Below are 22891 nucleotides of genomic sequence, written 5' to 3'. Positions count from 1 at the left end.
GGGTCAGAACTTGCCCGCGTTGAGGGCTTCCTGGAGTTTGCGGGTGGTTGCGCTGCCCCAGGTTCCGTCGACGCCGGCGCCGACCTTCGCCTGCAACGCCTTGACGGTGATCGGACCGATCCCGCCGTCCGGAGTGACGCCGAGGTACTTCTGCAGCGCCTTCTTCGTCTGCGGACCGAACTTGCCGTCCACCGCCAGGCCGGATCCGTGCTTGTTGAGCGCTGTCTGCAGCGCGGCGTACGTCTTCGGGCCGAGTTGGCCGTCGACCACGAGCTTCCCGCCGCCGGGCTGAGGCCCGATCACGCCGGTTCCGGAGAACGGGTTGTAGGACCCGATCGAACGGCTGCACCAGTCCGACCGGATCGAGACGTGCAGGTGCTGGTCGGAGTGCGATCGCTCCCGCCAGTCCCGGCGGGCCGAGAACTGCTTGCCGCCGAAGTTCAGGTACTTGACCCACGGCGCCTTGCCCGCCTTCGCGTCGGCGAGTAGCCGGGCGCCCAGGCCGGGGGCATTCTGCAGGTCGATCGCCGTCACGACGTACCCGGGCAGCTTGCCCGGCCACGCATCGATCGTGAACGGCGTGTGGTCCTCAGGGGTCGCATCGGTCAGATGACCCTTGTCTCCAAGAGTGCCGAGCACCTTCACGCCATGCTTGCGCGCGAGCGCCTCCAGCTCCGCGATCGGTGTGGCCTTCTTCCACGGTTTCCCCGCTGCAACCCAGTCGCGGTACGCCTTTGTCGCCATTGGTTCTTCCCTTCGCCGGTCACTGTTTCCGCAGACCGTAGGCAGTTCCGGCGCGCCGCGACGCAGACTTCAACCCTGTTTGAAGTAACCGTTGGCCGCGGGGGTACGGCGTCGTACGATCGCTGCACGCCATGGTCGGCAAGTCACTCGGGGGTCGAGATGCTGCGCGTCCATTTCTCTGCGGGCGATCTCGGTCGCGTCCGGATCGCACCCGGTGTCGACCCACTGTGGGAGACCGTGTTGAGTCTGCAGCGGCTGCAGACCAGGTCTGGGGCGCTGGTGTTCGACGGGTGGTTGCGGGCGACGCGCCGGCGGCTCACCGATCGGCGGCAGCGCAACCTCGTCCATGTGCTCTCGTCGATCGCCCCGCGGCAGCGGTACTTCCCGGACTTCCTCACCCCGGCCGAGTCCCGCGACGGCTTCGAGTCCGGGATGGACGCCGTACTGTCCACCCCGCGGCCAAGGCTCACCGCCGAACTGGAGAAGGTCTGCCGGTACGGCGGCCGGCCGATGCCGCCGTGGATGAGCCGGATCGCGCGGTCCGAACGCCACGCGATGAGTTCACTCGGGACGATGCTCGCCGCCTACTACCGCGCTGCGATCGTGCCCCACCTGGCCCAGGTCGAACAAGCTGTTGCGGCGGACCGGGCCGTTCGCTCCCAGGCGATCACGGCGAACGGCGCCGAGGGGCTGTTCGCGTCGCTCGGTCCGGACGCGGTCTGGGATGCGAACGTCCTGCAACTGCCCTATCCGTGTGAGGTCGACATCCGGCTGGACGGTCGCGGCGTGACGTTCGTGCCGTCGTACTTCTGCTGGGGCAAGCCGGTCGCGCTCTCCGACAAGAAGCTGCCGCCGGTCGTCGTCTACCCGATCGAGCATCCGGTCGACGCGTGGCACACCTGTGGACACGCCGACCGGCGCCTGGGCTCGCTGCTGGGCCGGACCCGGGCCGAGATGCTGTGGCGCATCGCCGACGGCGCGAGCAGCAGCGAACTGGCCGCGGCTCTCGACGTGACCCCGGGTGCCGTGACGCACCACACCGCCGTACTGCGGGAGGCCGGGATCATCGTGACGACCCGCGACGGACGGTTCGTGCGGCACGCGATCACGCCACTCGGCGCGGCGCTGCTCCGGGGGTTCATAAGGTGATGTCGAAGGTCGTTCGGCCGCTGGGTGGTTCTTCGGTTACGTCGATGTGGTTGACGGTGGCGTACGGCGGGCCGTGGGCGGACCAGTCGATCATTCGCCGGACGGCGTCCTCGGGGCCCTCGAACAGCGCCTCGACAGTGCCGTCGGGCCGGTTGCGGACCCAGCCGGCGACTCCTGCCGAGCGGGCTTCGCGGCGGCAGGAGTCGCGGAAGAACACGCCCTGGACGCGTCCGTGGACGACGACCCGACGGCAGATCACTCGTTCGGCACCTTGAGGTACGTGAGGCCGCGCAGGTCGAGGTAGGTGTCGGTCGGGGTGGTCACGACGCGCAGCAGCACGCTGTCGCAGCCGGTGCAGCGGGCGACGAGTCCGGGCGCGTCGACGTACAGCCTGGTGTCGGCGAACACGCCGGTCTGGCCGCAGCCGGCACAGCGGGCGATCGCGGCGGTGATGTCGACCGCGAACAGCTGACTCATGGCGCCGGCAGCCGCATTGCCGTCAAGGTGGGTCGCCTCACTCATCGTCGTCCTCGCTTCGCTGCGGGCGCCGATGAGGCACCGGGCACACTGTGCTTGATGGTGAACTCGCTTCGCTCCTTCACGATGAGCCTCCTGTCGGTCCGAAACGTTCGGTTCGCACTCGGGCCGGATCGTGGCCGGCCGCGACCAGCAGGTCCGCGGCCGCCTCCACGAACGGCGTCGGCCCGCAGACGTAGGTTGTCGGGTTCTCGGCCGGCGTGAACGCGAGCCGCTCGATCACCTGGGCGTCGATCCGCCCGACCCGCGGCTCACCCTCCGGCGCCTCCCGCGTGTAGACGAGACTCACATGGACGTGGTCCGCCGCGGCATGGTGTTTCAGGTCGTCCACGTAGATCACCGAGCCAGGACGCCGCACCGAGTAGATCAGGCGGACCGGCGCCGTACTGGCCGCGGCGGCGTGGGCGCGCAGGATCGCCATCAGCGGGACGATCCCCGATCCCCCGCCGATCAGCTGCACCGGCCCTTCCTGCTCCGGCTTCCACACGAACCAGCCGCCGACCGGTCCACGGATCTCCAGCTGGTCGCCGGGCTTCACGACCTCGACCAGGTACGGCGAGACCTCGCCGTCCGGCACCACCTCGACGGTCAACTCGATCGTGCCACCGGCCCACGCAGACCCGATCGAGTACGACCGGGAGGCGCGGTACCCGTCCGGCGCGGTCAGCCGGACGTCGAGGTGCTGCCCGGCCTGGTGTCCGGGCCAGTCCGGTACGTCGAGGACCAGCGTGCGAGCCGACTCGGTCTCCCGCCGTACCTCTGTGACCGTGGCAACCTGCCAGGTCAGTCGCCGGCGTATCGCTGTTCTTTCCATGGATCTCCGTACTCGTGGTAGCCGGCGGTCTCCCAGAAACCGAGGTCCTCGGTGTCGGACAGGACCAGCCCGCGGACCCACTTGGCGCTCTTCCAGAAGTACAGGTGCGGTACGAGCAGCCGGGCCGGGCCGCCGTGCTCGGCCGGCAGCGGGTCACCGTCGTACTCGTAGGCGATCCAGGCCTGGCCGTCGAGCAGGTCCTCGAGCGGCAGGTTGGTGGTGTAGCCGCCGTAGCTGTGCGCGAGCGCGAAGTCGGCCCCGGTCTCGACGTCGGCCAGCAGGGTGTCGAGCGAGACGCCCTTCCAGGCCGTCTCGAGCTTGGACCACCTGGTCACGCAGTGGATGTCCTTCGTGATCTCCTCGGCCGGCAGCCCGAGCAGCCCGGCCCAGTCCCAGCGGTGCTTCTCGCCCGACTCGGTCGTGACCGTGAACTCCCAGTGCTCGGTCAGGATGTGCGGCGTCGGCCCGGCCGACAGCACCGGAAAGTCCTCGGTCAGGTACTGCCCCGGCGGAACCTGCGCTCCACCCCGCCGTCGTCCGGCGAATCCCTCCGAAACGATCCCCATCACGACCTCCCCTCTTCGCCTACAGCGCAGTCAATCACGGCCACGCCGGATTCGGCCCGTCCCGGGCCCGACTTGCATAGACTGCTCCTTGCCGTCGCTGCCCCGGCCCCTGGCGGCTCCCTCGACGGAAGCAGCCCGGGAGGCGTCCCCTGATGAGTGAGTGGTTCGCGCTGCGACCGGTGCACGAGCCGAAGTCGCGGGAGCCGGAAATCAGGAGGCGCCGGCCGCCCGAGCCCGACCCGGAGCCGGTGCCGGCTGAGGAGGCGGCCGACGACGAGTGACGATGTCGGCCTCTGGGTACCGGACCTATCGGGCTGTGGTTCGAAACGGGGTGTGAACGGATCGCAGCGAGAGTCCTGGGTGTGGTCCTGCGTGCGGATGAGCGGGGTTTCAGCGGTCGGGCCGCTAGGGTGGAGTATCCGTATCCGCCCGGTGGCGGCAACATTCTGGACGGAGTGGGTGGACCAAGACCGCAAGGCCCGGATCTGGGCGGCGATCGACGCCGTTGCCGAGCGTGAGAAGGCATCGCCGTCGCTGCAGCACGCAGTACTTGCCTGCGCCCAGGTTCTGTCTGCGACGGGCGCCGGATTGTCCATGATCCGTGACGGCGGCGGGTTGGAGCCGGTGCTCGCCACCGGACCCCTGATCGGCGAGCTCGACGAGCTGCAGTCGACCCTGGGGGAAGGGCCGGGCTGCGACGCCGTCGTGGCCGGCGCGCCGGTCCTGTACGCCGATCTGAGCGGCGCCGAGGCAGGCTGGCGCTGGCCGGCTTTCGCACCTGTCGCTGCCGAGCGGGACGTGTGCGGCGTGTTCGCCTTCCTGGTCGGCGCAGGCGCTGCCAGGCTCGGCGTACTGAACGTGTACCGGCGCCAGGCAGAACCGCTGCGACCCGACGAGCTCCAGGATGCGCTGGTCTTCGCTGACGCGCTGTTCGTCCTAGCTCTGGACGAACAGCGCGGCCTCAGCGCGGACCTGCACGCGGTCATCGACACCGCGTTCGTCACCCGCCGGGCTGAGGTCCACCAGGCGGCCGGAATGGTCGCGGCGCAACAGAAAATCACCGTCACCGATGCGCTCGCACGACTGCGGGCGCACGCTTACAGCCAAGGGGATCCGTTGCACCTGATCGCCGCTGACGTCATGGCCGGGCGGCTGCGCCTGGCGAGCGATCCCGACGACGGAACGAATATGAGGAGGAGCGATGGGCGCGACTGACCGGCGGGTGCGGGAGGTGTTCATCGAGCTGACCGACACCCTCGTCGACGACTTCGACATCATCGACTTCCTGGACCGGCTCGCGGGGCGTTGCAGCGAGCTCCTCGGTGTGACCGCCTGCGGCATCCTGCTGGTCGACCACCACGGCGCGCTGAACCTGGTCGCGGCGTCCAGCGAGCAGGCCCGGCTGGTGGAGCTGAGCCAGCTGCAGAACTCCGAAGGGCCATGCCTGGACACGTTCGCCACCGGAGAGCCTGTGCAGCGCGCCGACCTGCGCGACGACGACCCGCGCTGGCCGCGGTTCACCGCGGCGGCGATCCGGGCCGGCTACCGGTCAGTACATGCGGTGCCGATGCGCCTGCGCGACGTCGTGCTGGGCGCCGTGAACCTGTTCGGCGACGACGCGGGACCGCTGGACCCGGACACGCTCGCGCTCGCCCGGGCACTGGCGGATGCGGCGAGCATCGGGATCGTTCACCAACGCGCCATGTTCCGTCAGGAGGTCGTCACCGAGCAGCTGCAGACCGCCCTGAACAGCCGGATCCTGATCGAGCAGGCCAAGGGGTACCTCACCCACAGCCTCGGTATTGGCATCGATGCAGCCTTCGCAACACTCCGCAGATACGCGCGGGACCACAACCGTCGCCTGACCGAGGTTGCCCAGGACGTCGTCGACGGCCGCATCTCGTTGTCCGCTCCGGACACGCCAGGCACCTGATGTTTACGGAGTGCGACAGATCTGGCGTTCGCCCGGTCTGAGGGTTACTCTGAGCGAGCCTGTTCAGGCCTGCCCCAGACCCCGGCAGCCGACGGTGCCGCACGTCGGAGGGGTCGCGCGGCGCAGGGAGGTCAGCGTGCGGACGCCCGCCGCACGACTGACGGAACGAGGCGCAGAACCCCGCCGTTCTGCGCCAGGCCCGGGCAGTACGGCGGGTCTGCCGCGGCTCAGATGCCCATTGTGCGGCCGATGATCTCCTTCATGATCTCCGTGGTGCCGCCGTAGATGGTCTGGATGCGGGTGTCGAGGTAGGCCTTGGCGATCGGGTACTCGGTCATGAAGCCGTAGCCGCCGTACAGCTGCAGGCAGCGGTCGGCGACCTTCTTCTGCAGCTCGGTGGTCCACCACTTGGCCATCGCGGCCTCGGCCACCGTCAGGGTGCCGGCAGTCAGCTCCTGGATGCAGCGGTCGACGAAGACGCGGGCGATCTGGGTCTCGGTGGCCAGCTCGGCGAGCACGAAGCGGCTGTTCTGGAACGAGCCGATCGGGCGGCCGAACGCCTTCCGCTCCTTCACGTACTCGAGCGTTCGCGCGAGCAGGTTCTCGCAGGCCGCGGCCGCGACGACCGCGATCGCGAGCCGTTCCTGCGGAAGCTTCTCCATCAGGTAGACGAAGCCCTTGCCCTCCTCGCCGAGCAGGTTCGCGACCGGGACCCGGACGTTGTCGAAGAACAGTTCCGCGGTGTCCTGTGCCTTCAGCCCGATCTTGTCCAGGTTGCGGCCGCGCTCGAACCCGGGCATCCCGCGCTCGACGACCAGCAGCGAGATGCCCTGGGCGCCCGCCGCCGGGTCGGTCTTCGCGACCACGATCACGAGGTCGGCGAGGATGCCGTTCGAGATGAACGTCTTCTGCCCGTTCAGCACGTAGTGGTCGCCGTCACGCCGGGCTGTGGTCTGGATGCCCTGCAGGTCGCTCCCGGCGCCCGGCTCGGTCATCGCGATCGCCGTGATGGTCTCACCGGAGCAGAACCCGGGCAGCCAGCGCGCCTTCTGCTCGTCGGTCGCGTAGTCCAGCAGGTACGCCGAGTTGATGTCGGTGTGGATCGCAAACCCCACCCCGCTCGCCCGGGCCCTGGTCAGCTCCTCGATCACCACGGCGTTGAAACGGAAGTCGCGGGCGCCGCCACCGCCGTACTCCTCCGGCATCATGAAGCCGAGCAGGCCCGCGTGGCCGGCGGCGGTCCACAGCTCGCGCGGGACGATGCCGGCCTCCTCCCAGGCGTCGTGGTGCGGCACGATCTCCTTGTCGCAGAAGGCCCGGGCAGTCTCCCGGAAGGCGTCGTGATCGGCGTCGAAGAGCTGGCGTTCCACAGGTGGTTCCTCTCAGGCTCTGATCAGTTCTGGACGGCGGCGCCGGAGTCCAGCAGGTCGTCGATGTCGGTGACACCCCAGTCGGCCAAGGCCTCGCGGGTGTGGCTCCCGGCGGCCGCGGGCGGTCGCCCGAGGCTGGTCGGCGTACGGGAGAACCGTGGCGCCGGAGCGGGCTGGCGGACGCCGTCCTGCTCGACGAAGGTGCCGCGGGCAACGAGGTGCGGATGCTCGCCGGCGAGCGCGAGGACCGGCGCGACACAGGCGTCCGAGCCGTCGAAGACCGCCGTCCACTCGGCCTGGGTGCGCTGGAGGAAGGTCTCGGTCAGGACCTTGCGGAGCTCGGGCCAGTTCGCCGGGTCGTTGCGGTCCGGTACGGCGATGCCGAGCGTGGCGATCAGCTCGTCGTAGAACGGCTGCTCGATCGCTCCGACAGCGACATGCTTGCCGTCCGAGGTCTCGTACACGTCGTAGAACGGCGCGCCGGTGTCGAGCAGGTTCGTGCCGCGTTCCTGCCGCCACGACCCGGCCGCCAGCGCGCCGAGCATCATCGTGGTCAGGTGCGCGGAACCGTCGACGATCGACGCGTCGACAGTCTGACCACTGCCGCTCCGCTGCGCCTCGTGCAGGGCGGCGAGCACGCCGACGACCAGGTAGAGCGAGCCGCCGGCGAAGTCGCCGAGCACGTTGGATGGCACCTGCGGCGGGCCGCCCGCACGACCGATCAGGTGCAGCGCGCCCGACAGCGCGATGTAGTCGATGTCGTGCCCGGCGGTCTGCGCGAGCGGCCCGTCCTGACCCCAGCCGGTCATGCGTCCGTAGACGAGCTTCGGATTGATCGCGAGCAGGTCGTCGGGCCCGAGCCCGAGCCGCTCGGCGACCCCGGGCCGGAACCCCTCGACGAGTACGTCGGCCTGCGCGACGAGGCGTCGTACGACGTCGATCGCCGCCGGGTTCTTCAGGTCCAGGGCCACGCTGCGGCGACCGCGGTTGACCAGGTCGAGCTCAGGCGGCCCGAAGGACAGGCCGCCGCCGGGCCGGTCGATCCGGAGCACGTCGGCGCCGAGCTCGGCCAGCACCATGCAGGCGAACGGCCCGGGACCGATCCCGGCCAGCTCGACGACCTTGACCCCTTCGAGTGGACCCATGCCGCCTATTGTGACAGTCCTACTGTCACAGTCGTCAAGCCATCCTGCGTGTGCCGACGAGGGCGCTGATCAGAGCGGTCAGTGGCAGCAGCACGCTCAGCGTGATGATCGCGACCAGCACGGCCGACCACCCCGGCGAATCGCCCTCGAGATGCCCGAGGTGGAACACCATGTGCGTCACGGAGAACGCCAAGTAGGCCAGCAGCGCGACCCGGGTCAGCAGCCAGTCGAAACTGACCGCGGCCGCGGTGAGCACGATGGCCATCCCGAGCTTCATGCCACCCAGGTCGCGGAAAAGATGCTCGCTGTACGGCGGCGTCCAGTCCACCGTCGGCATCTCGTAGAAGCTGGCCGGCAGGAACGTCATCCACACGCCCAGCACGAGCTCGAACGCGGCGAAAATCACCAGGACGGACCGCACGTAGAGGTTCACTCTTTGCCGCCGAGGTAGTCGTCGAAGGTGACCGTGCCGTACGGCGGCCCGACGACGTTGGCGTAGCCGTCGACGAAGGCCCCGAACATCTTGCCTGGGACCTTGACCGGCACCACCGGCCGACGCGATCCCCGGGCAGCCTTCCAGGCCCGGGCGAGCTCCGGCACCGGCCGCGTCTCCGGCCCACCGATGTCCGCTGCCCGGCCGATCACCGGCCGGCCGACGAGCTCGGTCAGGCGGGTGGCGACGTCGGACACGGCGATCGGCTGCAACGCGGCGGCCGGCGCGAAGATGGCCGGCATCTTGATGCTGAAGATCCGGTCGAGCAGGTTGTGGAACTGGGTGGCCCGCAGGATCGTGTACGACGCCCGGGCCTCGATCAGCCGCTCGGCCTCGAGTTTGTGCTGGTAGTACGCCAGCGGGATCCGGTCGATGCCGGCGATCGACATGTACAGCACGTGCGTCGACGCCGGCGCGGCGTCGAGCAGGTTGCGGGTCTGCTGGATGTCCTTCTTCCCCTGCGCGGTGGCGAGGTGGACGATCATGTCGACGCCGTCGGCGGCCGCGCGGATGCCGTTGCCGGTGGTCAGGTCGCCGGTGACCAGGCCCGGTCCGGTCCGGCGGCTGAGCACCCGGACGGTGTGCCCGGCGGCGCGCAGCTGTTCGACCGTCGGCCGGCCCAGGGACCCGGTGCCGCCGGTGACGAGGAGGGTTGTCATCTTTGGTGTCCTTTCGGTCACCAAGGAAGATCTGACAGCCCTCCGATTCGTGACAGTTGTGCGGCCGCGAACGTGAGTTTGTCCGGATTCATCACGAACCGGAGGTCGGTCACCCCGCCGTCGTCGCCGAAGTCGACGAAGCAGACCGCCTCGACGCCACGGGGGCTGACGGCAAGGAACGTCGGCTGCCCGTTCGCCTCGCCGAACCGGACCTCGAGGCCCTCGCCGAACTTCTGCAGGGCACCGACCAGGTAGCGCGCGACCCGCTCCCGGCCGGTGAGCGCGTTCCGCGCCGCGAACACCTTGCCGCCGCCGTCGGCCCGCGACACCACGTCCTCGGCGAGCAGCGCCTCCAGCTCGGCTAGCTCGCCCTGCTGGGCGGCCGCGATAAACCGTTCGACCAGGCGATGCCACTCCTTCCGGTCGACCCGGCGCTCGCGCCGCGGCTCGGCAGCCACCCGCTTCGACGCCCGGGAGACCAGTTGCCGGGCGTTGGCCTCGGACGTGCCGATCAGTTCGGCGACCTCGCGGTAGCTGTAGGCGAAGGCTTCGCGCAGTACGTACGCCGCCCGCTCGGCCGGCGTGAGCCGTTCGAGCACGACCAGCAACGCCATCGACACCGAGTCGCGCTCGGCGACCACGTCCAGCGGGCCGAGCTCCTCGAAGCGCCCTCCGGTGAGCACCGGCTCGGGCAACCACTCACCCACGTACGTCTCGCGCCGTACCCGGGCCGAGCTGAGCTGCTTGATCGACAGGTTGGTGACGATCTTCGCCAGGTAGGCGTCGGGGTCCTTGACCGTGTCCTGGTCCACACCCTGCCAGCGCAGCCAGGCCTCCTGGACGATCTCCTCGGCGTCGGCCGCCGTACCCATCATCCGGTAGGCGATCCCGAACAACCGCCCACGCAGGCGCTCGAAGTCATCCACGCTGCCCAGTGTTCCGCATCGGGTTCGGGCCTCAGCGGAAGGTCTCGGCGGCGCGCTGGATCTTGGTGTAGAAGTCGGTCCAGGCGGCCTGGTCCATCATGTCGGCGTCGGCGCCGCCCTGGCCGTCGATCAGCTCGCGGACGATGTCGGCGTGACCGGCGTGGTGGGCGGTCTCGTCGACGACGCGGACCAGCAGGGCGCCGAACGTCGTACTGCGCTTGCCCTCCGCCCAGTGCGGGACCTCGGCCGGCGCGTCGAGCGGGAGGTCGGCGATGCTGCGGTCGCTGTGCGCACAGGCGGCCCGGTAGAGATCGGAGATGTACTCCGTGCTCTCCGACGGGAGCGCCCACATGTCGGCGCCCTCCCAGACCGAGCCGTCCTCCTCCCAGGGCAGCGGCTTCTCCGGCGGGCGGCCGACGCTCGTGCCGAGGTAGACGTACTCGATCCCGGTGAGGTGCTTGACCAGGCCGAGCAGGTTCGTCCCGGACGGCACCAGCGGGCGGCGGCGATCGTACTCGCTCAGTCCGTCGAGCTTCGCGAGCATCAGCGCACGGGTGGCCTGGAGGTACTTCTGCAGCTCAGCCTTCATGACTGAGCACGCTAACCGAGACCTCAGACAGTTTCCGGCGCACCCGGCGGGACGAAGGGTACGGCGCTCGGTCCGTGCTCGATCAGCTTCATCAGGTCAGCCGTGTCGACGTACGCGTCGATCGCGTCGGCCAGCCGGTCGAGCCGGGCCTCACGCAGCGCGGCGAACGAGACCGTACCGTCCGGCGCCGGCTTGCCGGTCAGGCCGGCGACCTCGGTCAGGAACGCGTGCCGGGCCGCGTCGTCGTCGAGCAGCCCGTGCCAGATCGTCCCCCAGGTGTTCCCGACCCGGCACCCGCCCGGGAACGCATCCGCCACCCCGGTGACCGTCACCACGCCGTGGTGGATCTCGTACGCCGTCGCCGCCGGCCGAGCCAGCACCTTCTCGGCCGCGAACGCAGTTGCCACCGGCAACAGCCCAAGACCGCTGTGATCCCCGCCGCCCTCGACGCCGTGCGGATCCGAGATCGCACCGCCCAGCAACTGGTACCCGCCACAGATCCCGAGCACCGGCCGCCCGGCCGCGACGCGAGCCGCCACCGCCTCGGCCAGGCCGTGCTCACGCAGCCACTGCAGATCCGCCACGGTCGCCCGCGACCCCGGCAGCACGACCAGATCGGCGTCCCGGATCTCGGCCGGGCTGGTCGTGAAGAACACGCTGTTCGTCGGCTCGACCGCGAGCGCGTCCAGGTCGGTGAAGTTGCTGATCCGCGGGAACCGGACCACCGCGATCGTGAGCAGGTCGGCCGGGGCGCTCCGCCGTACCGGGATGTCGAGGGCGTCCTCGCTGTCCAGCCACAGCTCGGGCAACCACGGGAGCACCCCGTACGTCGGCCGGCCGGTCGCGGACGTGAGCATGTCGATCCCCGGCTGCAGCAGCGACACGTCACCGCGGAACTTGTTCACCAGGAACCCGCTGAGCAACGCCTGGTCCGCGGCGTCCAGCAGCGCGACCGTCCCGAACATCGACGCGAACACTCCCCCGCGGTCGATGTCGCCGACCACGACGACCGGCGCTTTGATGTGCTGCGCGAGTCCCATGTTCACGTAGTCGGACTGCCGCAGGTTGATCTCCGTCGGGCTGCCCGCGCCTTCGCTGATCACCACGTCGTACCTGGACGCCAGGTCGTCGTACGCGGCGAACGCAGCCTTGGCCAGCTCGGCCCGCTCGGTGAGAAAGCCGCGCGCGCTCAGCTCGCCCCACGGCTCCCCCATCAGGACGACGTGACTGCGGCGATCGCTGCCCGGCTTCAGCAGCACCGGGTTCATCGCGGCCTCCGGCTGAGCGCCGGCGGCGACGGCCTGGATCCACTGCGCCCGGCCGATCTCGGCGCCGTCCGCACAGACCATCGAATTGTTCGACATGTTCTGTGCCTTGTACGGCGCCACCCGGACACCCTGACGCGCCAACCACCGGCACAGCCCGGTCACCACGGTCGTCTTGCCCGCGTCGGACGTCGTACCGGCAATCAGCAGCGAACCCACCCGGCCTACCTTAGTGCGCGCATCACCAGTGCCAGGTAGAGGCGGAAGCGGCCGTTGGGATTGCCCAGCTCGAAGCCCAGCACGCTCTCCGCATGCTCGAGGCGGTAGGCCACCGTGCTGTGATGCCGGTAGACCAGCGCGGCCGCCTTCCGGACCGAGTCGGTGAAGCAGTACGCGCGGAGGATCGCGAGCAGATCGTCACCGCCCGGCTCGGCCGCGATCCGATCGAGTGCGGCGACGTCCGGCGAGGCCGCGATGTCCTCGGGACGCAGCCGCTCGGCCAGGACCAGCAGACCGCCGAGAGCGTCGGTCCTGACGACTGGCTCCTCCGGTGAGGTGAGGCGCAGCGCAGTACAGGCGTCCCGCCAGGACTCGGCCGCACGAATCGCAGGCAGCGCCGGTCCGACGCCGGTCCGCACTCCGCTGGCCGCCTCAACCGGTACGTCTCCCGGCCACAAGGTGACCACGCGGTCGCCGACAACTGCGGAGAGCGTGCGCATCGCGGGCGGACCGGTTGACACGGCGACTCGCAGCGACGCGGTCGGACCGACGCCGAGCAGGTGCAGGGCACGGGACCGCTCGGCGATCCCTGCGGAACCCGAGACGACCAGCTCGACCAGAGCCGGATCGCCGACCGCAGGCAGGCCACTCACGGTCCGGTCGAGCAGCACCGAGCCCGCTAGCGCGAACCGCTCGAGCACGATCTCGTCGAGGGACAGCGCGGCCCCGTCGCGGGCCAACCAGAAGAGGGCGTCGCCGTACTCGCGGACCTGGGCGGCGGCAGGTGGTCCGGCGATGTCAACGGCGCCGGATGGGTCGGCCCGGAGCACCAGGCCACGACCGGCGGCCTCGATGCCGACCGGGCTCTCGGCGAGTGCCGCCGTACTCTTCAGAAGCGTGGTGAGGTCGGCCTTGCCGGTCATCAGGGCGTCGAAGAAGCCGATCACGCGCACGGCGCTCTCCGCGTCCGCGTCCAGCGCGGACAGCCGCAGCAACAGGCCCTTCATGAATCGAGGCTACCGGCTCACCGCTCCGCCAGACGGCGGAATCCCGGCGCCGGACTACCGCCATCCGGCGGCTGTGGCATGGCAGGGTGGACCCGCATGCTCGACTCACCCTCGAGCAAGGAGACCGCGATGACCGACTACCCGTTCGACCCCGAGCTCCAGCCCTGGCTCGCGATGCTGCCCGAGATCGACCTGGCGGACATCGTGGCCAGCCGCAGTCAGACCGACGAGCTGCTCAGCCAGCTCCCGCCGGTGCAGGTGCCGGACGGCATCGGCATCCGTGACGTGTCGATCCCCGGCCGGGACGGCGCACCCGACATCACCGCCCGGGTTTATGCGCCCACTGAGGCGAGCGACGCGTTGCGGCCGGGGTACGTCCAGATCCATGGCGGTGGATTCGTGCTGGGTGACCTCGACACGTTCGAGCAGGCGCCGGTCGACGTCGCCGCGACCTGTGGTGCCGTGGTCGTTGCCCCGGACTACCGGCTTGCTCCGGAGCATCCGTTCCCAGCTGGGCTCGAGGACTGCTACGCCGCCTTGGAGTGGCTCGCTGCCAACGCCGACGAACTGGGTGTCGATCGGGACCGGATCGCGGTCGGTGGGGAGAGCGCGGGCGGTGGTCTGGCTGCTGCTGTCGCACTGCTCGCTCGCGACCGCCAGGGGCCGGCGCTGTGTTTCCAGATGCTCGACATTCCCGAACTCGACGACCGGCTGGACACCGAGTCGATGACGACGTTCGTCGACACGCCGTTGTGGAACCGGCCGGCCGCCGTACTGAGCTGGAAGTACTACCTGTCCGGGGATCCCGAGAAGCTCGGGTTGCAGTACGCCGCTCCGGCGCGGGCCGAGGACCTTGCCGGGCTGCCGCCCGCGTTCGTGTCGACCTGCGAGTTCGACCCGCTGCGCGACGAAGGGCTGATCTACGCACAACGTCTGCTCGCGGCCGGTGTCAGCACGGAGCTCCATCACTACCCCGGCACGTTCCACGGCTCGTCGATGGTTCGCGGCGCTGCCGTCACCCAGCGCATGGAGGCCGACAAGCTGGCCGCCCTCCGCCGGGCACTCGGCTGACGCCTACTCGACGCCGTCGACGGCAGGAGTGACGAACCGGTCAGTCAGTCGGTGACGCGAGTTGCAGCACCTCGGCGGTGGCGAGCTTGGCCAGGTCGGCGCCTTCGACGAGCAGCTTGGACGCGCGGACGCCGCTGCCGATCACGACCGGTCCGGCGTTCACGACCGCCTCGTCGACCAGGACCGGCCAGTCCGGGGGCAGTCCGATCGGCGTGATGCCGCCGTACTCCATCCTGGTCGCGCTGACCGCGTCGTCCTGGGCGGCGAAGGAGATCTTCCGCACCCCGAGGTGCTTGCGGATCACGCCGTTCACGTCGGCCCGGTGGGTGGCGAGCACCATCACCGCGGCGTACGTCGACTCGCCGGCGCGCTTGCCGTGCACGATCACGCAGTTCGCCGAGGCGGCCATCGGTACGTCGTACTCCGCGCAGAAGGCGGCCGTGTCCGCGAGACCGGGATCGATCGCGGCGGCGTACCCCGGGATCGTCCCGAGCGCGTCGCGGACCGGCTCGGCCAGCAGCTCGGGGACCTCGGCGGCGGGCTGCCAGTCGAGCTTGCCCAGCACCGGCCCGGTCACTCCGACTTCCGCTTCGTCAGGTCCTCGTACTCCGGGTGCTCGGCGAGGAACTCCTGGTAGAACGGGCAGGCCGGCTTCACCCGCAGGCCCGCGTCCCGGGCGTCCTCCAGCGACTTGATGGCGATCCGCCCGGCCACGCCGCGCCCGCGGAACTCCGGAATCGTCTCGGCATGCAAGAAGCTGATGACCTCGGGGTACAGCTTGTAGTCGACGAAGCCCATCAGGTTGCCCTCGGAGTCGACCGCCTCGTACCGGCTGCGCTCCTTGGCGTCCACCACGCTGATCTCGTTCTCCATGCGGGCCACTGTAGGAGGTGCGGCAAGGAAGTCTGTGGACGGGTTACTGCCTGTTGCCGTGGACAGGCGGTAGCATCGCGGGCTGAAATGGGTGCGTGGACGGGTGCTGGGTTGGGTGACCAAGTGACGGTGTCGGGTGGCGAGGGTGGACCGACCGCTCTCCGGATCATGCTGGGCGGACAGCTGCGGCGGATGCGGGAGCAGGCCGGGATCAGTCGCGCCGACGCCGGCTGGCAGATCCGCGCCTCCGAGTCCAAGGTCAGCCGGATGGAGCTCGGCCGGGTCGGGTTCAAGGAGCGCGACGTCAGCGACCTGCTCGAGCTCTACGGCATGCAGGACGAGGAAGAGCGCTTCCGGCTGATGGAGCTTGCCCGGGCCGCGAACAACCCGGGCTGGTGGTCCCGGTACGGCGACGTGATGCCGAGCTGGTTCACCAACTACGTCGGCCTGGAGGTCGCGGCGACGCTGATCCGGACCTACGAGGTGATGTTCGTCCCGGGCCTGCTGCAGACCGAGGAGTATGCGCGGGCCGTCGTCCAGATGGGCAAGGCGTACCTGCCGGCCGAGGAGATCGAGCAGCGGGTCGCGCTGCGGGTGACCCGCCAGCAGATCCTGAACCGGCCCAACCCGGCCCGGCTGTGGGTGGTCGTCGACGAGTCCGTGCTGCGCCGCCCGGTCGGCGGTGAGGACATCATGCGGGCCCAGATCGAGCACCTGATCATGTGGGCGCAGCAGCCGAACATCACCCTGCAGATCATGCCGTTCAGCAGCCTCGGCTACCCGGGCGCGGGTGGCGCGTTCAGCATCCTGCGGTTCCCCGAGGGCGACCTGCCGGACATCGTCTACATCGAGCACGCGGCCAGCGCGCTGTACCTGGACAAGCTCGAAGAGGTCGACGAGTACGTCGCGATCATGGAAGCCCTCACGATCGCGGCCGCGCCGATCTCCCAGACCGAGAGCCTCCTCAAGGAGGCCCTGGCCCGGATGGACTGACCTCAGGCCACCGTGAGGTCGACCTTGATGTTGCCACGGGTGGCGTTGGAGTACGGGCAGACCTCGTGGGCCTTCGCGACCAGCTCCTCGGCGACGGCGCGCTCGACACCCGGCAGGCTGACTTCGAGGACGACCTCCAGGCCGTAGCCGGCGCCGCCGTTGATCGGGCCGATGCCGACCTGCGCGGTGACGGTCGAGCCGTCGGCGTCCTGGCGGGCCTTGCGGGCCACCAGCTTGAGCGCGCTGTGGAAGCAGGCGGCGTACCCAGCAGCGAACAGCTGCTCCGGGTTGGTGCCCTTGCCGTTGCCGCCCATCTCGACCGGCGGCGCGACGACGACGTCCAGCTTGCCGTCGTTGGTTGCGACCTTGCCGTCCCGGCCGCCCTGCGCGGTGGCCTTGGCGGTGTACAGAACCTTCTCTACGGCGATCGTCATATCTGCGTCTCCTGGGGGGTTCAGCGGGTGGGGTCGAGGACGAGCTTGCCGACGGTGCGGCGGGCTCGCAGGTCTTCGTGGGCGGTGGCGGCGTCGGACAGCGCGTACTCGCCGCCGACGATCGGGCGGAGCTGGCCGCTCGCGGTCAGGTCGAACAGCTCGGCCAGCGGGTCGCCGAGCAGCGCCGGCTCCTTGAAGCAGTCGGCCAGCCAGAAGCCCGCGATCGTCTTCGAGCCCTTCATCAACCGGCTCGCGTCGATCGGCTGCGCGGCCTGCCGGGACGCGGCGCCGAAGGTGACCAGCCGGCCGAACCGCGCGAGCGCCGCGAACGACTCGTCGAACGTCGGCCCACCGACCATCTCCAGCACGATGTCGACCGGCTTGCCCCCGTTCGCCTCGAGGATGCGGTCCTTCAGCCCTTCCGGCTCACCGTCGATCGCGGCGTCCGCACCGAGCTCGAGCACCTGCTTGCGCTTCTCCTCGCTGGACGCGGTCGCGATCACCCGACCGGCGCCCCACAGCTTCGCGAGCTGTACTGCGAGGGACCCGACACCACCGGCGCCGGCGTGCACCAGCACGGACTCCCCCGGCTGCAGATGCGTCGAGGTCTTCAGCAAGTGCCAGGCCGTGGTGCCCTGCAAAACAAGGGCGAGCGCCTGCCCGTCGGTGACACCCTCCGGCACATCCCAGGCGTACGGCGCGTGCGCGACAGCCTTCTCCGCATAGCCTCCGGACCCAACCAGCGCGACGACCCGGCGACCGTCGCCGGTCGTGCCGACCACCTCGCCGCCCGGGATCAGCGGGAGCACGGTCTTGGACAGGTACGAGTTCTCGACCTGATGGGTGTCCGCGTAGTTGATGCCGGCCCGGTCGACCGTGATCAGGACCTGCCCGTCGCCGGCGACCGGCTCCGCGACGTCGCTGACCTTGAGGACCTCGGGTCCGCCGAACTCGGTGATCTCTATCGCACGCATACACCGTACTATACACTGTACGTTATGGATGTCGAAGGGAGGTGCGTCACATGGCGAGGACGCCGCGGAACACGCTGAGCTCGGAGCTGATCGTCCGGACTGCCCTGGAGTTGATGGAGTCCAAGGGCACCGACGGCTTCAGCCTGCGCGGGGTGGCCGCGGAGCTCGGGGTCGGGCCGATGGCGCTGTACACGTACTTCCGCAACAAGGACGACCTGTACGACGCTGTCCGCGACCACCTGATGGGGCTGCTGCCCGCCGTACCTGAGGATGTGGAGTGGCCGGAGCAGGTGCGGTTCGTGTGCCGGAGCCTGCGGTTGCTGATGTTGCAGCATCCTTGCCTGGCGCAACTACTGTCCGGGCGGCCGTTGAGCGGTCACGAGACGGCGCGGGTCGCCGAAGGGTTGCTCGGCGTGCTGCGGCGAGCCGGGTTCGACCCGGAGACGGCGGCGCGGACGCACACCACGTTGTTCACTTACGTGCTCGGGGCAACGTCCTGGGAGATCCAGATGGCCGCCGAGCGCCGCGACCCGGAGGCCTGGCGGCGGTTGCGGATGACGATGGAATCGCTGTCCGCCCGCGACTTCCCGTCCGTCGTCGAGCTCGCGCCGGAGCTGGCCCGGACGACGGGTGGCGACGAACAGTTCGACTACGGCCTGGACCTGTTGCTGGCCGGGCTGCGGCTCAGAACACCATCGTGACGATGGCGACGATTCCGATGCAGACGATCAGGGCGCGCAGGGCAACCGGCGGGAGCTTGCGGCCGTAGCGGGCGCCGAGGAAACCGCCGATGGTGGAACCGACCGCGATCAGGGCGGCGGCCAGCCAGTCGACGTCGGCGACGATGATGAACAGGATCGCGGCGACCGAGTTCACGAACGTCGCCAGCACGTTCTTCAAGCCGTTCATCCGCTGCAGGTTCGAGTCCAGCCCCAGACCCAGGATGGCCATCAACAAGACACCTTGCGCGGCGCCGAAGTACCCGCCGTACACGCCGGTGGCGAACACCGCGGGAATCACCCACCAGGCACCCCGGTGGTGGTGCGACGGCACACTGATCCACCGCGACAGCCACGGCTGAAAGGCCACCAGCACACAGCCGAGCAGGATCAGCACCGGTACGACGGCATGGAAAGCCGAATCGGGCAACGTCAGCAGCAGCACAGCGCCGAGGATGCCGCCGGTCAGCGAGGCCGGGATCAGCCGGATCATCCGGCCGCGCTGGCCCTCCAGCTCACGCCGGTAGCCGATCGCGCCGGCCGCCGTACCGGGAGCGAGGCCGACGCTGTTGCTCACGTTCGCCAGCACCGGCGGGATGCCGACGGCAAGCAACGCGGGGAAGGTCAGCAGCGTGCCCGACCCCACCACGGCGTTGATCGTGCCCGCGCCCATCCCCGCCACCAGGACGAACAGCGCCTCGAACCATGTCATCGCTGCCAGACTCTACGCACCTGACAGGCTCCCCCGCTCATCGGTCCATCCGTTGAGCGGGCAACCTTTCGATCGTTCCATCCGCCCGGACAGCACGAAGCCCTCCCGGGCGACCCGGGAGGGCTTTGTGTACTGCTGTCTCAGCGCTCCAGCGGCGGCTCGGCCGACGGCGGAGCCGGGGGCTCCGGGGTCTGGCCGACCGACGGCGGAGCCTGCTGCTGGCTGCGGCTGCTGACCGCTGCCTTCTGCGCGGCGGCGATCGCCTCCGCGACGGCGTGGTCGGCCTCGGCGACGGCGGCATCCGGTTCGGCGCCGGTGTCGATCGCCGGGACCTCGCCGTTGGCCAACTCCGGCGCCTCCCACGAGCCTTCGGCCTTCTGCGGGATGCCGGCCACCTGGCCGACCGCGCTGCCGAGCCCCTTGAGCGCGTCGCCGATCTCGCTCGGCACGATCCACAGCTTGTTGGCGTCGCCCTGCGCGATCGACGGGAGCATCTGCAGGTACTGGTAGGCGAGCAGGCCCTGGTCCGGCTTGCCGGCGTGGATCGCGTTGAACACCGTGGTGATGGCCTGCGCCTCACCCTGGGCCTTCAGGATCCGGGCCTCCCGCTCGGCCTGCGCCCGCAGGATCCGGGACTCCTTGTCACCTTGGGCGGTGAGGATCGCGGACTGCTTCTGGCCCTCGGCCGACAGGACGGCGGACTGCCGCATACCCTCGGCGGTCAGGATCGCGGCGCGCTTGTCGCGGTCGGCGCGCATCTGCTTCTCCATCGAGTCCTGGATCGACGGCGGCGGGTCGATCGAGCGGAGCTCGACCCGGTTCACCCGGATGCCCCACTTGCCGGTCGCCTCGTCCAGCACGTACCGCAGCTTCTCGTTGATCTCCTCGCGAGACGTCAGCGTCTGCTCGAGGTCCATGCCACCGATGATGTTGCGCAGCGTCGTCATGGTGAGCTGCTCGATCGCCTGGATGTAGTTGGAGATCTCGTACGTCGCCCGGACCGGGTCGTTCACCTGGAAGTAGATGACGGAGTCGATCGACACCATCAGGTTGTCCTCGGTGATGACGCCCTGGGGCGGGAACGCGACGACCTGCTCGCGCATGTCGATGGTGTACCGGACCTTGTCGACGAACGGCGTCAACAGGTTCAGGCCGGGCTGCAACCCGGTCTTGAACTTGCCGAACCGCTCGACGATCCCGACGGTCTGCTGCTGCACCACCCGGACGGACTTGATCAGTGTGACGATCACCAGCAAGGCGACCACTGCCAGCACTACGAGGAACGCGGTCACTTGACCCTCCACTCGAACAGAACCCTCAGGACGGACAGTCTTTCCTATCGACGGTCCACTCGCCGTACCGGTTCCCGGCGCGCCGGGTGCCTGTTCGCGCAGGTATCTCTGTCGTCCTCTGCAGTCGACAGTACTGCGGCCACCCGGTCACTCAACCGGGATGCTCGACGGTACGGCGCGGGTCAGCTCGGCGGCGGATCGGTGGGCTTCGGATCCTGGTGCGTCGGCTGCGGATTCGGGAGCTGGTGCAGTGAGTCCCCGACCGGGTAGACGACGGCGGTGGCGCCGTCGATCCCCATGATCTCCACCCGGGTCCCGGGCGCGATCGTCGACACCTCGTCGAACGGGCGGGCCGTCCACAGGTCGCCGCCGATCCGGATCGAGCCGCCGCCGTCGGGGTGGATCTCCTTGACCACGGTGCCGGTGCGGCCGATGACGTGCGCCGAGCCGGTCTTCAGCTCGCCGCCGTGATGGAACTTGCGGGCCAGCAGCGGACGGATCGCCGCCAGCATGGCCGCGGCCGTGATCAGCCCGACGACGATCTGCAGCCAGAGCAGCCCCGGGAAGATCGCCGCCACCCCGGCGGCGGTCAGCGCGCCGGCCGCCAGCATCAGCAAGGTGAAGTCGAGGGAAGCCAGTTCGGCCAGACCGAGGACGGCGGCCGCAGTCAGCCACGCCGCCCAGATGTTGTCCCGCAGCCAATCCATCATCTGCCAAGCCTATCCAGGTTGAGGGCTCCTAGCAGGTTGTTGGACGCGCGCCGTCCGCCGCGGGATCCCGGGTCAGAGGGCTCGGGCGGTGTAGCGGCCGTCCTCCTGCTTGAGGGACAGGGCCAGGTCGAAGGTCTCGCTGAGGGTCTCGGAGGTGAGCGCCTCGTCCATCGGGCCGGCCGCGACGATCCTGCCCTGCTTGAGCAGCAGGGCGTGGGTGAAGCCCGGCGGGACCTCTTCGACGTGGTGGGTGACGAGCACCATCGCCGGCGCGCCGACCGCGGTCGCGATCGAGCTGAGCGACCGGACCAACTGCTCGCGCCCGGTGAGGTCGAGGCCGGCCGCCGGCTCGTCCATCAGCATCAGTTCGGGGTCCGTCATCAGCGCGCGGGCGATCTGGACCCGCTTGCGCTCGCCCTCGGACAGCGTGCCGAAGGTCCGGTCGCCGAGGTGGCCGATGCCGAGCTCGGTCAGCAACTCCTTGGCCCGCTGGTGGTCCAGCTCGTCGTACTCCTCCCGCCAGCGGCCGAGTACTGCGTACGACGCGGAGACCACGACGTCCGACACCCGCTCGCCGCGCGGCAGCCGGTCGGCCAATGCGGCACTGGTGAGTCCGATCCGCGGCCGGAGCTCGAAGACGTCGACCGCGCCGAGCACCTCACCGAGCAGGCCGGCGACACCTGCGGTCGGGTGGATCTGGGCCGCGAGGATTTGCAGCAGCGTCGTCTTGCCGGCGCCGTTCGGGCCGATCACCACCCACCGGTCGGCCTCGTCGACGGTCCAGTCGATCCCGTCGAGCAGCAGCGCCCCACCACGAACGATCGACACACCGGCCAGCTCCACCACTGCAGTCATGCCCAAAACCTACGGGGTCGCTCCGCCGCGCTCGCTCCCGGCCCGCTGATGTCGTCCGGCGGACGACGTGGTGCAAGACTGGCGGGCGTGTTGACGACCTCCGCCTCGGTTCGGTTCACCGTGTGGACGAACGCGATGTTGACCGGCGCCTGCGACCCCGACACCGCCGCGCAGAAGATCCTCGGCGACGACGTCGGGCACCACGTCGCGGGCCTGGCCGCGCATCCCGCGCCTGCCACGTTGCCGGTGGCGCTGAACCTGCTGCGCGCCGCCGGCGCCACCCAGGCACACCTCGCGCTGCCGGTCCCCGGCGACCCGATCGGCCTGGCCGGACCGCCGCCGTTCAACGAAGCCGCGCTGGAGTCGGGTGAGGCCGTCGTACTGACCGGGCCCGAGATCGGGCTGGTTCCGGCGTACGTCGGTCCGGCCGTGCAGTGGACCGTGATGGCGGCGACGAGTCCGCCGGCGGCCGACTTCGGCGAGGCGGATCGCGGGTTGCGGATGGCGTTGATCGACGCGGCCGAGTCGCTGGCCGCGCTGGACGTGGCGCGGTGGAAGCCGGAGATCGCGGACGCGCTGATCGACATCCGCAAGATCGGCAGCGGTCGCAACGACGACCTGGCGCCCGGGTATCAGCCGCGCGCCGTGAAGACGGCCGCGACTGCTCGCCGCTGTCTGGCAATCGCCGACGCGGCGCTCGAGGACGACGGCGCGGCGGTCACCGGCGCCGAGGCAGATGCCCGCCGCCGCGCGCTGACGGACCTGGCGGCCGCCGCTCGCCGGGCGTTGGTCGCGGCCTGCGCGCCTCCCGTTCACGACTGAGATATGGACCGGACGGACGC

At 69.9% G+C, this 22891-nt stretch carries 29 protein-coding genes; 8 read left to right on the top strand and 21 right to left on the bottom strand.

Annotated elements, in window-relative coordinates:
• Window positions 1-3: 3 nt before the first annotated feature.
• Window positions 4-744, bottom strand: a complete 741-nt coding sequence (locus ACIBGM_RS24220) for a peptidoglycan-binding domain-containing protein (protein WP_360533548.1) — start codon at window positions 742-744, stop codon at window positions 4-6.
• A 159-nt stretch (window positions 745-903) separates the two neighbouring features.
• Here ACIBGM_RS24220 and ACIBGM_RS24215 point away from each other — a divergent pair, with 159 nt between their 5' ends.
• Window positions 904-1893 (top strand): helix-turn-helix domain-containing protein, encoded by a 990-nt coding sequence (locus ACIBGM_RS24215; RefSeq protein ID WP_360533545.1) that lies wholly within the window; start codon window positions 904-906, stop codon window positions 1891-1893.
• Here ACIBGM_RS24215 and ACIBGM_RS24210 read toward each other — a convergent pair.
• The 4 genes from ACIBGM_RS24210 to ACIBGM_RS24195 form a co-directional block, all read right to left on the bottom strand.
• The gene (locus ACIBGM_RS24210; protein WP_360533542.1) at window positions 1883-2152 is read right to left on the bottom strand and encodes an acylphosphatase; all 270 of its coding nucleotides are present in this window, start codon (window positions 2150-2152) and stop codon (window positions 1883-1885) included. The two genes, ACIBGM_RS24215 and ACIBGM_RS24210, sit on opposite strands and share 11 nt — an antisense overlap.
• Window positions 2149-2415: a DUF6510 family protein gene (locus ACIBGM_RS24205; RefSeq protein WP_360533539.1), complete on the bottom strand. Its 267-nt coding sequence runs from the start codon at window positions 2413-2415 to the stop codon at window positions 2149-2151. The genes ACIBGM_RS24210 and ACIBGM_RS24205 overlap by 4 nt, the downstream gene beginning before the upstream one ends.
• A 76-nt stretch (window positions 2416-2491) precedes the next feature.
• A complete protein-coding gene (locus tag ACIBGM_RS24200; protein WP_360533536.1) occupies window positions 2492-3244 on the bottom strand; it encodes a ferredoxin reductase in 753 nt (250 codons plus the stop codon).
• Complete coding sequence (locus ACIBGM_RS24195; protein WP_360533533.1) at window positions 3214-3810, bottom strand: sulfite oxidase-like oxidoreductase; 597 nt, start codon at window positions 3808-3810, stop codon at window positions 3214-3216. Before ACIBGM_RS24195 ends, ACIBGM_RS24200 begins: the two co-directional genes overlap by 31 nt.
• Before the next feature lie 152 nt (window positions 3811-3962).
• On the opposite strand from ACIBGM_RS24195, the gene ACIBGM_RS24190 reads away from it, so the two are divergent.
• The 3 genes from ACIBGM_RS24190 (at window position 3963) to ACIBGM_RS24180 (ending at window position 5743) form a co-directional block, all read left to right on the top strand.
• Entirely contained in the window at window positions 3963-4091 is a 129-nt protein-coding gene (locus tag ACIBGM_RS24190; protein ID WP_396386835.1) for a hypothetical protein, read from the top strand.
• 151 nt (window positions 4092-4242) lie between these two features.
• The gene (locus ACIBGM_RS24185) at window positions 4243-5025 is read left to right on the top strand and encodes an ANTAR domain-containing protein (RefSeq protein WP_396386834.1); all 783 of its coding nucleotides are present in this window, start codon (window positions 4243-4245) and stop codon (window positions 5023-5025) included.
• Entirely contained in the window at window positions 5012-5743 is a 732-nt protein-coding gene (locus ACIBGM_RS24180) for a GAF and ANTAR domain-containing protein (RefSeq protein WP_360533524.1), read from the top strand. Before ACIBGM_RS24185 ends, ACIBGM_RS24180 begins: the two co-directional genes overlap by 14 nt.
• A gap of 227 nt (window positions 5744-5970) precedes the next feature.
• On the opposite strand, the gene ACIBGM_RS24175 is transcribed toward ACIBGM_RS24180, so the two are convergent.
• The 8 genes from ACIBGM_RS24175 to ACIBGM_RS24140 are packed head-to-tail and all read right to left on the bottom strand — an operon-like array spanning window position 5971 to window position 13416.
• Window positions 5971-7113 carry an acyl-CoA dehydrogenase family protein gene (locus ACIBGM_RS24175; protein ID WP_360533521.1) on the bottom strand — a complete coding sequence of 381 codons (1143 nt, stop codon included), beginning with the start codon at window positions 7111-7113 and terminating at the stop codon, window positions 5971-5973.
• A 23-nt stretch (window positions 7114-7136) separates the two neighbouring features.
• Window positions 7137-8258, bottom strand: a complete 1122-nt coding sequence (locus ACIBGM_RS24170; protein ID WP_360533518.1) for a CaiB/BaiF CoA-transferase family protein — start codon at window positions 8256-8258, stop codon at window positions 7137-7139.
• Window positions 8259-8292: 34 nt separating this feature from the next.
• On the bottom strand, window positions 8293-8679 hold the full coding sequence (locus ACIBGM_RS24165; protein ID WP_396386833.1) for a hypothetical protein: 387 nt from the start codon (window positions 8677-8679) through the stop codon (window positions 8293-8295).
• 8 nt (window positions 8680-8687) lie between these two features.
• Window positions 8688-9410 (bottom strand): NAD(P)H-binding protein, encoded by a 723-nt coding sequence (locus tag ACIBGM_RS24160; protein ID WP_360533512.1) that lies wholly within the window; start codon window positions 9408-9410, stop codon window positions 8688-8690.
• Between the two features lie 17 nt (window positions 9411-9427).
• Entirely contained in the window at window positions 9428-10336 is a 909-nt protein-coding gene (locus ACIBGM_RS24155) for an RNA polymerase sigma-70 factor (protein ID WP_360533509.1), read from the bottom strand.
• Between the two features lie 31 nt (window positions 10337-10367).
• Window positions 10368-10925, bottom strand: coding sequence for a DinB family protein (locus tag ACIBGM_RS24150; protein WP_360533506.1), 558 nt, complete (start codon window positions 10923-10925; stop codon window positions 10368-10370).
• Window positions 10926-10948: 23 nt separating this feature from the next.
• Window positions 10949-12409, bottom strand: a complete 1461-nt coding sequence (locus ACIBGM_RS24145) for a cobyric acid synthase (protein WP_396386832.1) — start codon at window positions 12407-12409, stop codon at window positions 10949-10951.
• 5 nt (window positions 12410-12414) lie between these two features.
• Window positions 12415-13416, bottom strand: coding sequence for a helix-turn-helix domain-containing protein (locus tag ACIBGM_RS24140; protein ID WP_396386831.1), 1002 nt, complete (start codon window positions 13414-13416; stop codon window positions 12415-12417).
• 96 nt (window positions 13417-13512) lie between these two features.
• On the opposite strand from ACIBGM_RS24140, the gene ACIBGM_RS24135 reads away from it, so the two are divergent.
• The gene (locus ACIBGM_RS24135) at window positions 13513-14487 is read left to right on the top strand and encodes an alpha/beta hydrolase (protein WP_360533497.1); all 975 of its coding nucleotides are present in this window, start codon (window positions 13513-13515) and stop codon (window positions 14485-14487) included.
• Window positions 14488-14527: 40 nt separating this feature from the next.
• On the opposite strand, the gene ACIBGM_RS24130 is transcribed toward ACIBGM_RS24135, so the two are convergent.
• Window positions 14528-15064: a YbaK/EbsC family protein gene (locus ACIBGM_RS24130; protein ID WP_360533494.1), complete on the bottom strand. Its 537-nt coding sequence runs from the start codon at window positions 15062-15064 to the stop codon at window positions 14528-14530.
• Window positions 15061-15360: a GNAT family N-acetyltransferase gene (locus tag ACIBGM_RS24125; RefSeq protein ID WP_360533491.1), complete on the bottom strand. Its 300-nt coding sequence runs from the start codon at window positions 15358-15360 to the stop codon at window positions 15061-15063. The genes ACIBGM_RS24130 and ACIBGM_RS24125 overlap by 4 nt, the downstream gene beginning before the upstream one ends.
• 168 nt (window positions 15361-15528) lie before the next feature.
• Here ACIBGM_RS24125 and ACIBGM_RS24120 point away from each other — a divergent pair, with 168 nt between their 5' ends.
• Window positions 15529-16353 carry a helix-turn-helix domain-containing protein gene (locus ACIBGM_RS24120; RefSeq protein WP_396387062.1) on the top strand — a complete coding sequence of 275 codons (825 nt, stop codon included), beginning with the start codon at window positions 15529-15531 and terminating at the stop codon, window positions 16351-16353.
• Window positions 16354-16355: 2 nt separating this feature from the next.
• On the opposite strand, the gene ACIBGM_RS24115 is transcribed toward ACIBGM_RS24120, so the two are convergent.
• Complete coding sequence (locus ACIBGM_RS24115; protein WP_396386830.1) at window positions 16356-16787, bottom strand: organic hydroperoxide resistance protein; 432 nt, start codon at window positions 16785-16787, stop codon at window positions 16356-16358.
• Between the two features lie 20 nt (window positions 16788-16807).
• Window positions 16808-17761: a zinc-binding alcohol dehydrogenase family protein gene (locus ACIBGM_RS24110; protein ID WP_396386829.1), complete on the bottom strand. Its 954-nt coding sequence runs from the start codon at window positions 17759-17761 to the stop codon at window positions 16808-16810.
• Window positions 17762-17811: 50 nt separating this feature from the next.
• Between ACIBGM_RS24110 and ACIBGM_RS24105 the strand changes: the two genes are divergently transcribed.
• Window positions 17812-18462, top strand: coding sequence for a TetR/AcrR family transcriptional regulator (locus ACIBGM_RS24105; RefSeq protein ID WP_360533482.1), 651 nt, complete (start codon window positions 17812-17814; stop codon window positions 18460-18462).
• On the opposite strand, the gene ACIBGM_RS24100 is transcribed toward ACIBGM_RS24105, so the two are convergent.
• The 4 genes from ACIBGM_RS24100 to ACIBGM_RS24085 form a co-directional block, all read right to left on the bottom strand.
• Entirely contained in the window at window positions 18446-19192 is a 747-nt protein-coding gene (locus ACIBGM_RS24100) for a sulfite exporter TauE/SafE family protein (RefSeq protein WP_360533480.1), read from the bottom strand. The two genes, ACIBGM_RS24105 and ACIBGM_RS24100, sit on opposite strands and share 17 nt — an antisense overlap.
• Before the next feature lie 140 nt (window positions 19193-19332).
• Entirely contained in the window at window positions 19333-20484 is a 1152-nt protein-coding gene (locus tag ACIBGM_RS24095; RefSeq protein WP_360533477.1) for an SPFH domain-containing protein, read from the bottom strand.
• A gap of 182 nt (window positions 20485-20666) precedes the next feature.
• The gene (locus ACIBGM_RS24090) at window positions 20667-21194 is read right to left on the bottom strand and encodes an NfeD family protein (RefSeq protein ID WP_396386828.1); all 528 of its coding nucleotides are present in this window, start codon (window positions 21192-21194) and stop codon (window positions 20667-20669) included.
• 72 nt (window positions 21195-21266) lie between these two features.
• Window positions 21267-22049, bottom strand: coding sequence for an ABC transporter ATP-binding protein (locus ACIBGM_RS24085; protein ID WP_360533471.1), 783 nt, complete (start codon window positions 22047-22049; stop codon window positions 21267-21269).
• An 87-nt stretch (window positions 22050-22136) separates the two neighbouring features.
• On the opposite strand from ACIBGM_RS24085, the gene ACIBGM_RS24080 reads away from it, so the two are divergent.
• Entirely contained in the window at window positions 22137-22871 is a 735-nt protein-coding gene (locus ACIBGM_RS24080; RefSeq protein ID WP_360533468.1) for a hypothetical protein, read from the top strand.
• Window positions 22872-22891: the final 20 nt, after the last annotated feature.

Source organism: Kribbella sp. NPDC050470, assembly GCF_044458365.1.
Taxonomy (GTDB): domain Bacteria; phylum Actinomycetota; class Actinomycetes; order Propionibacteriales; family Kribbellaceae; genus Kribbella.
This window is presented reverse-complemented; position numbering and strand designations above follow the sequence as displayed.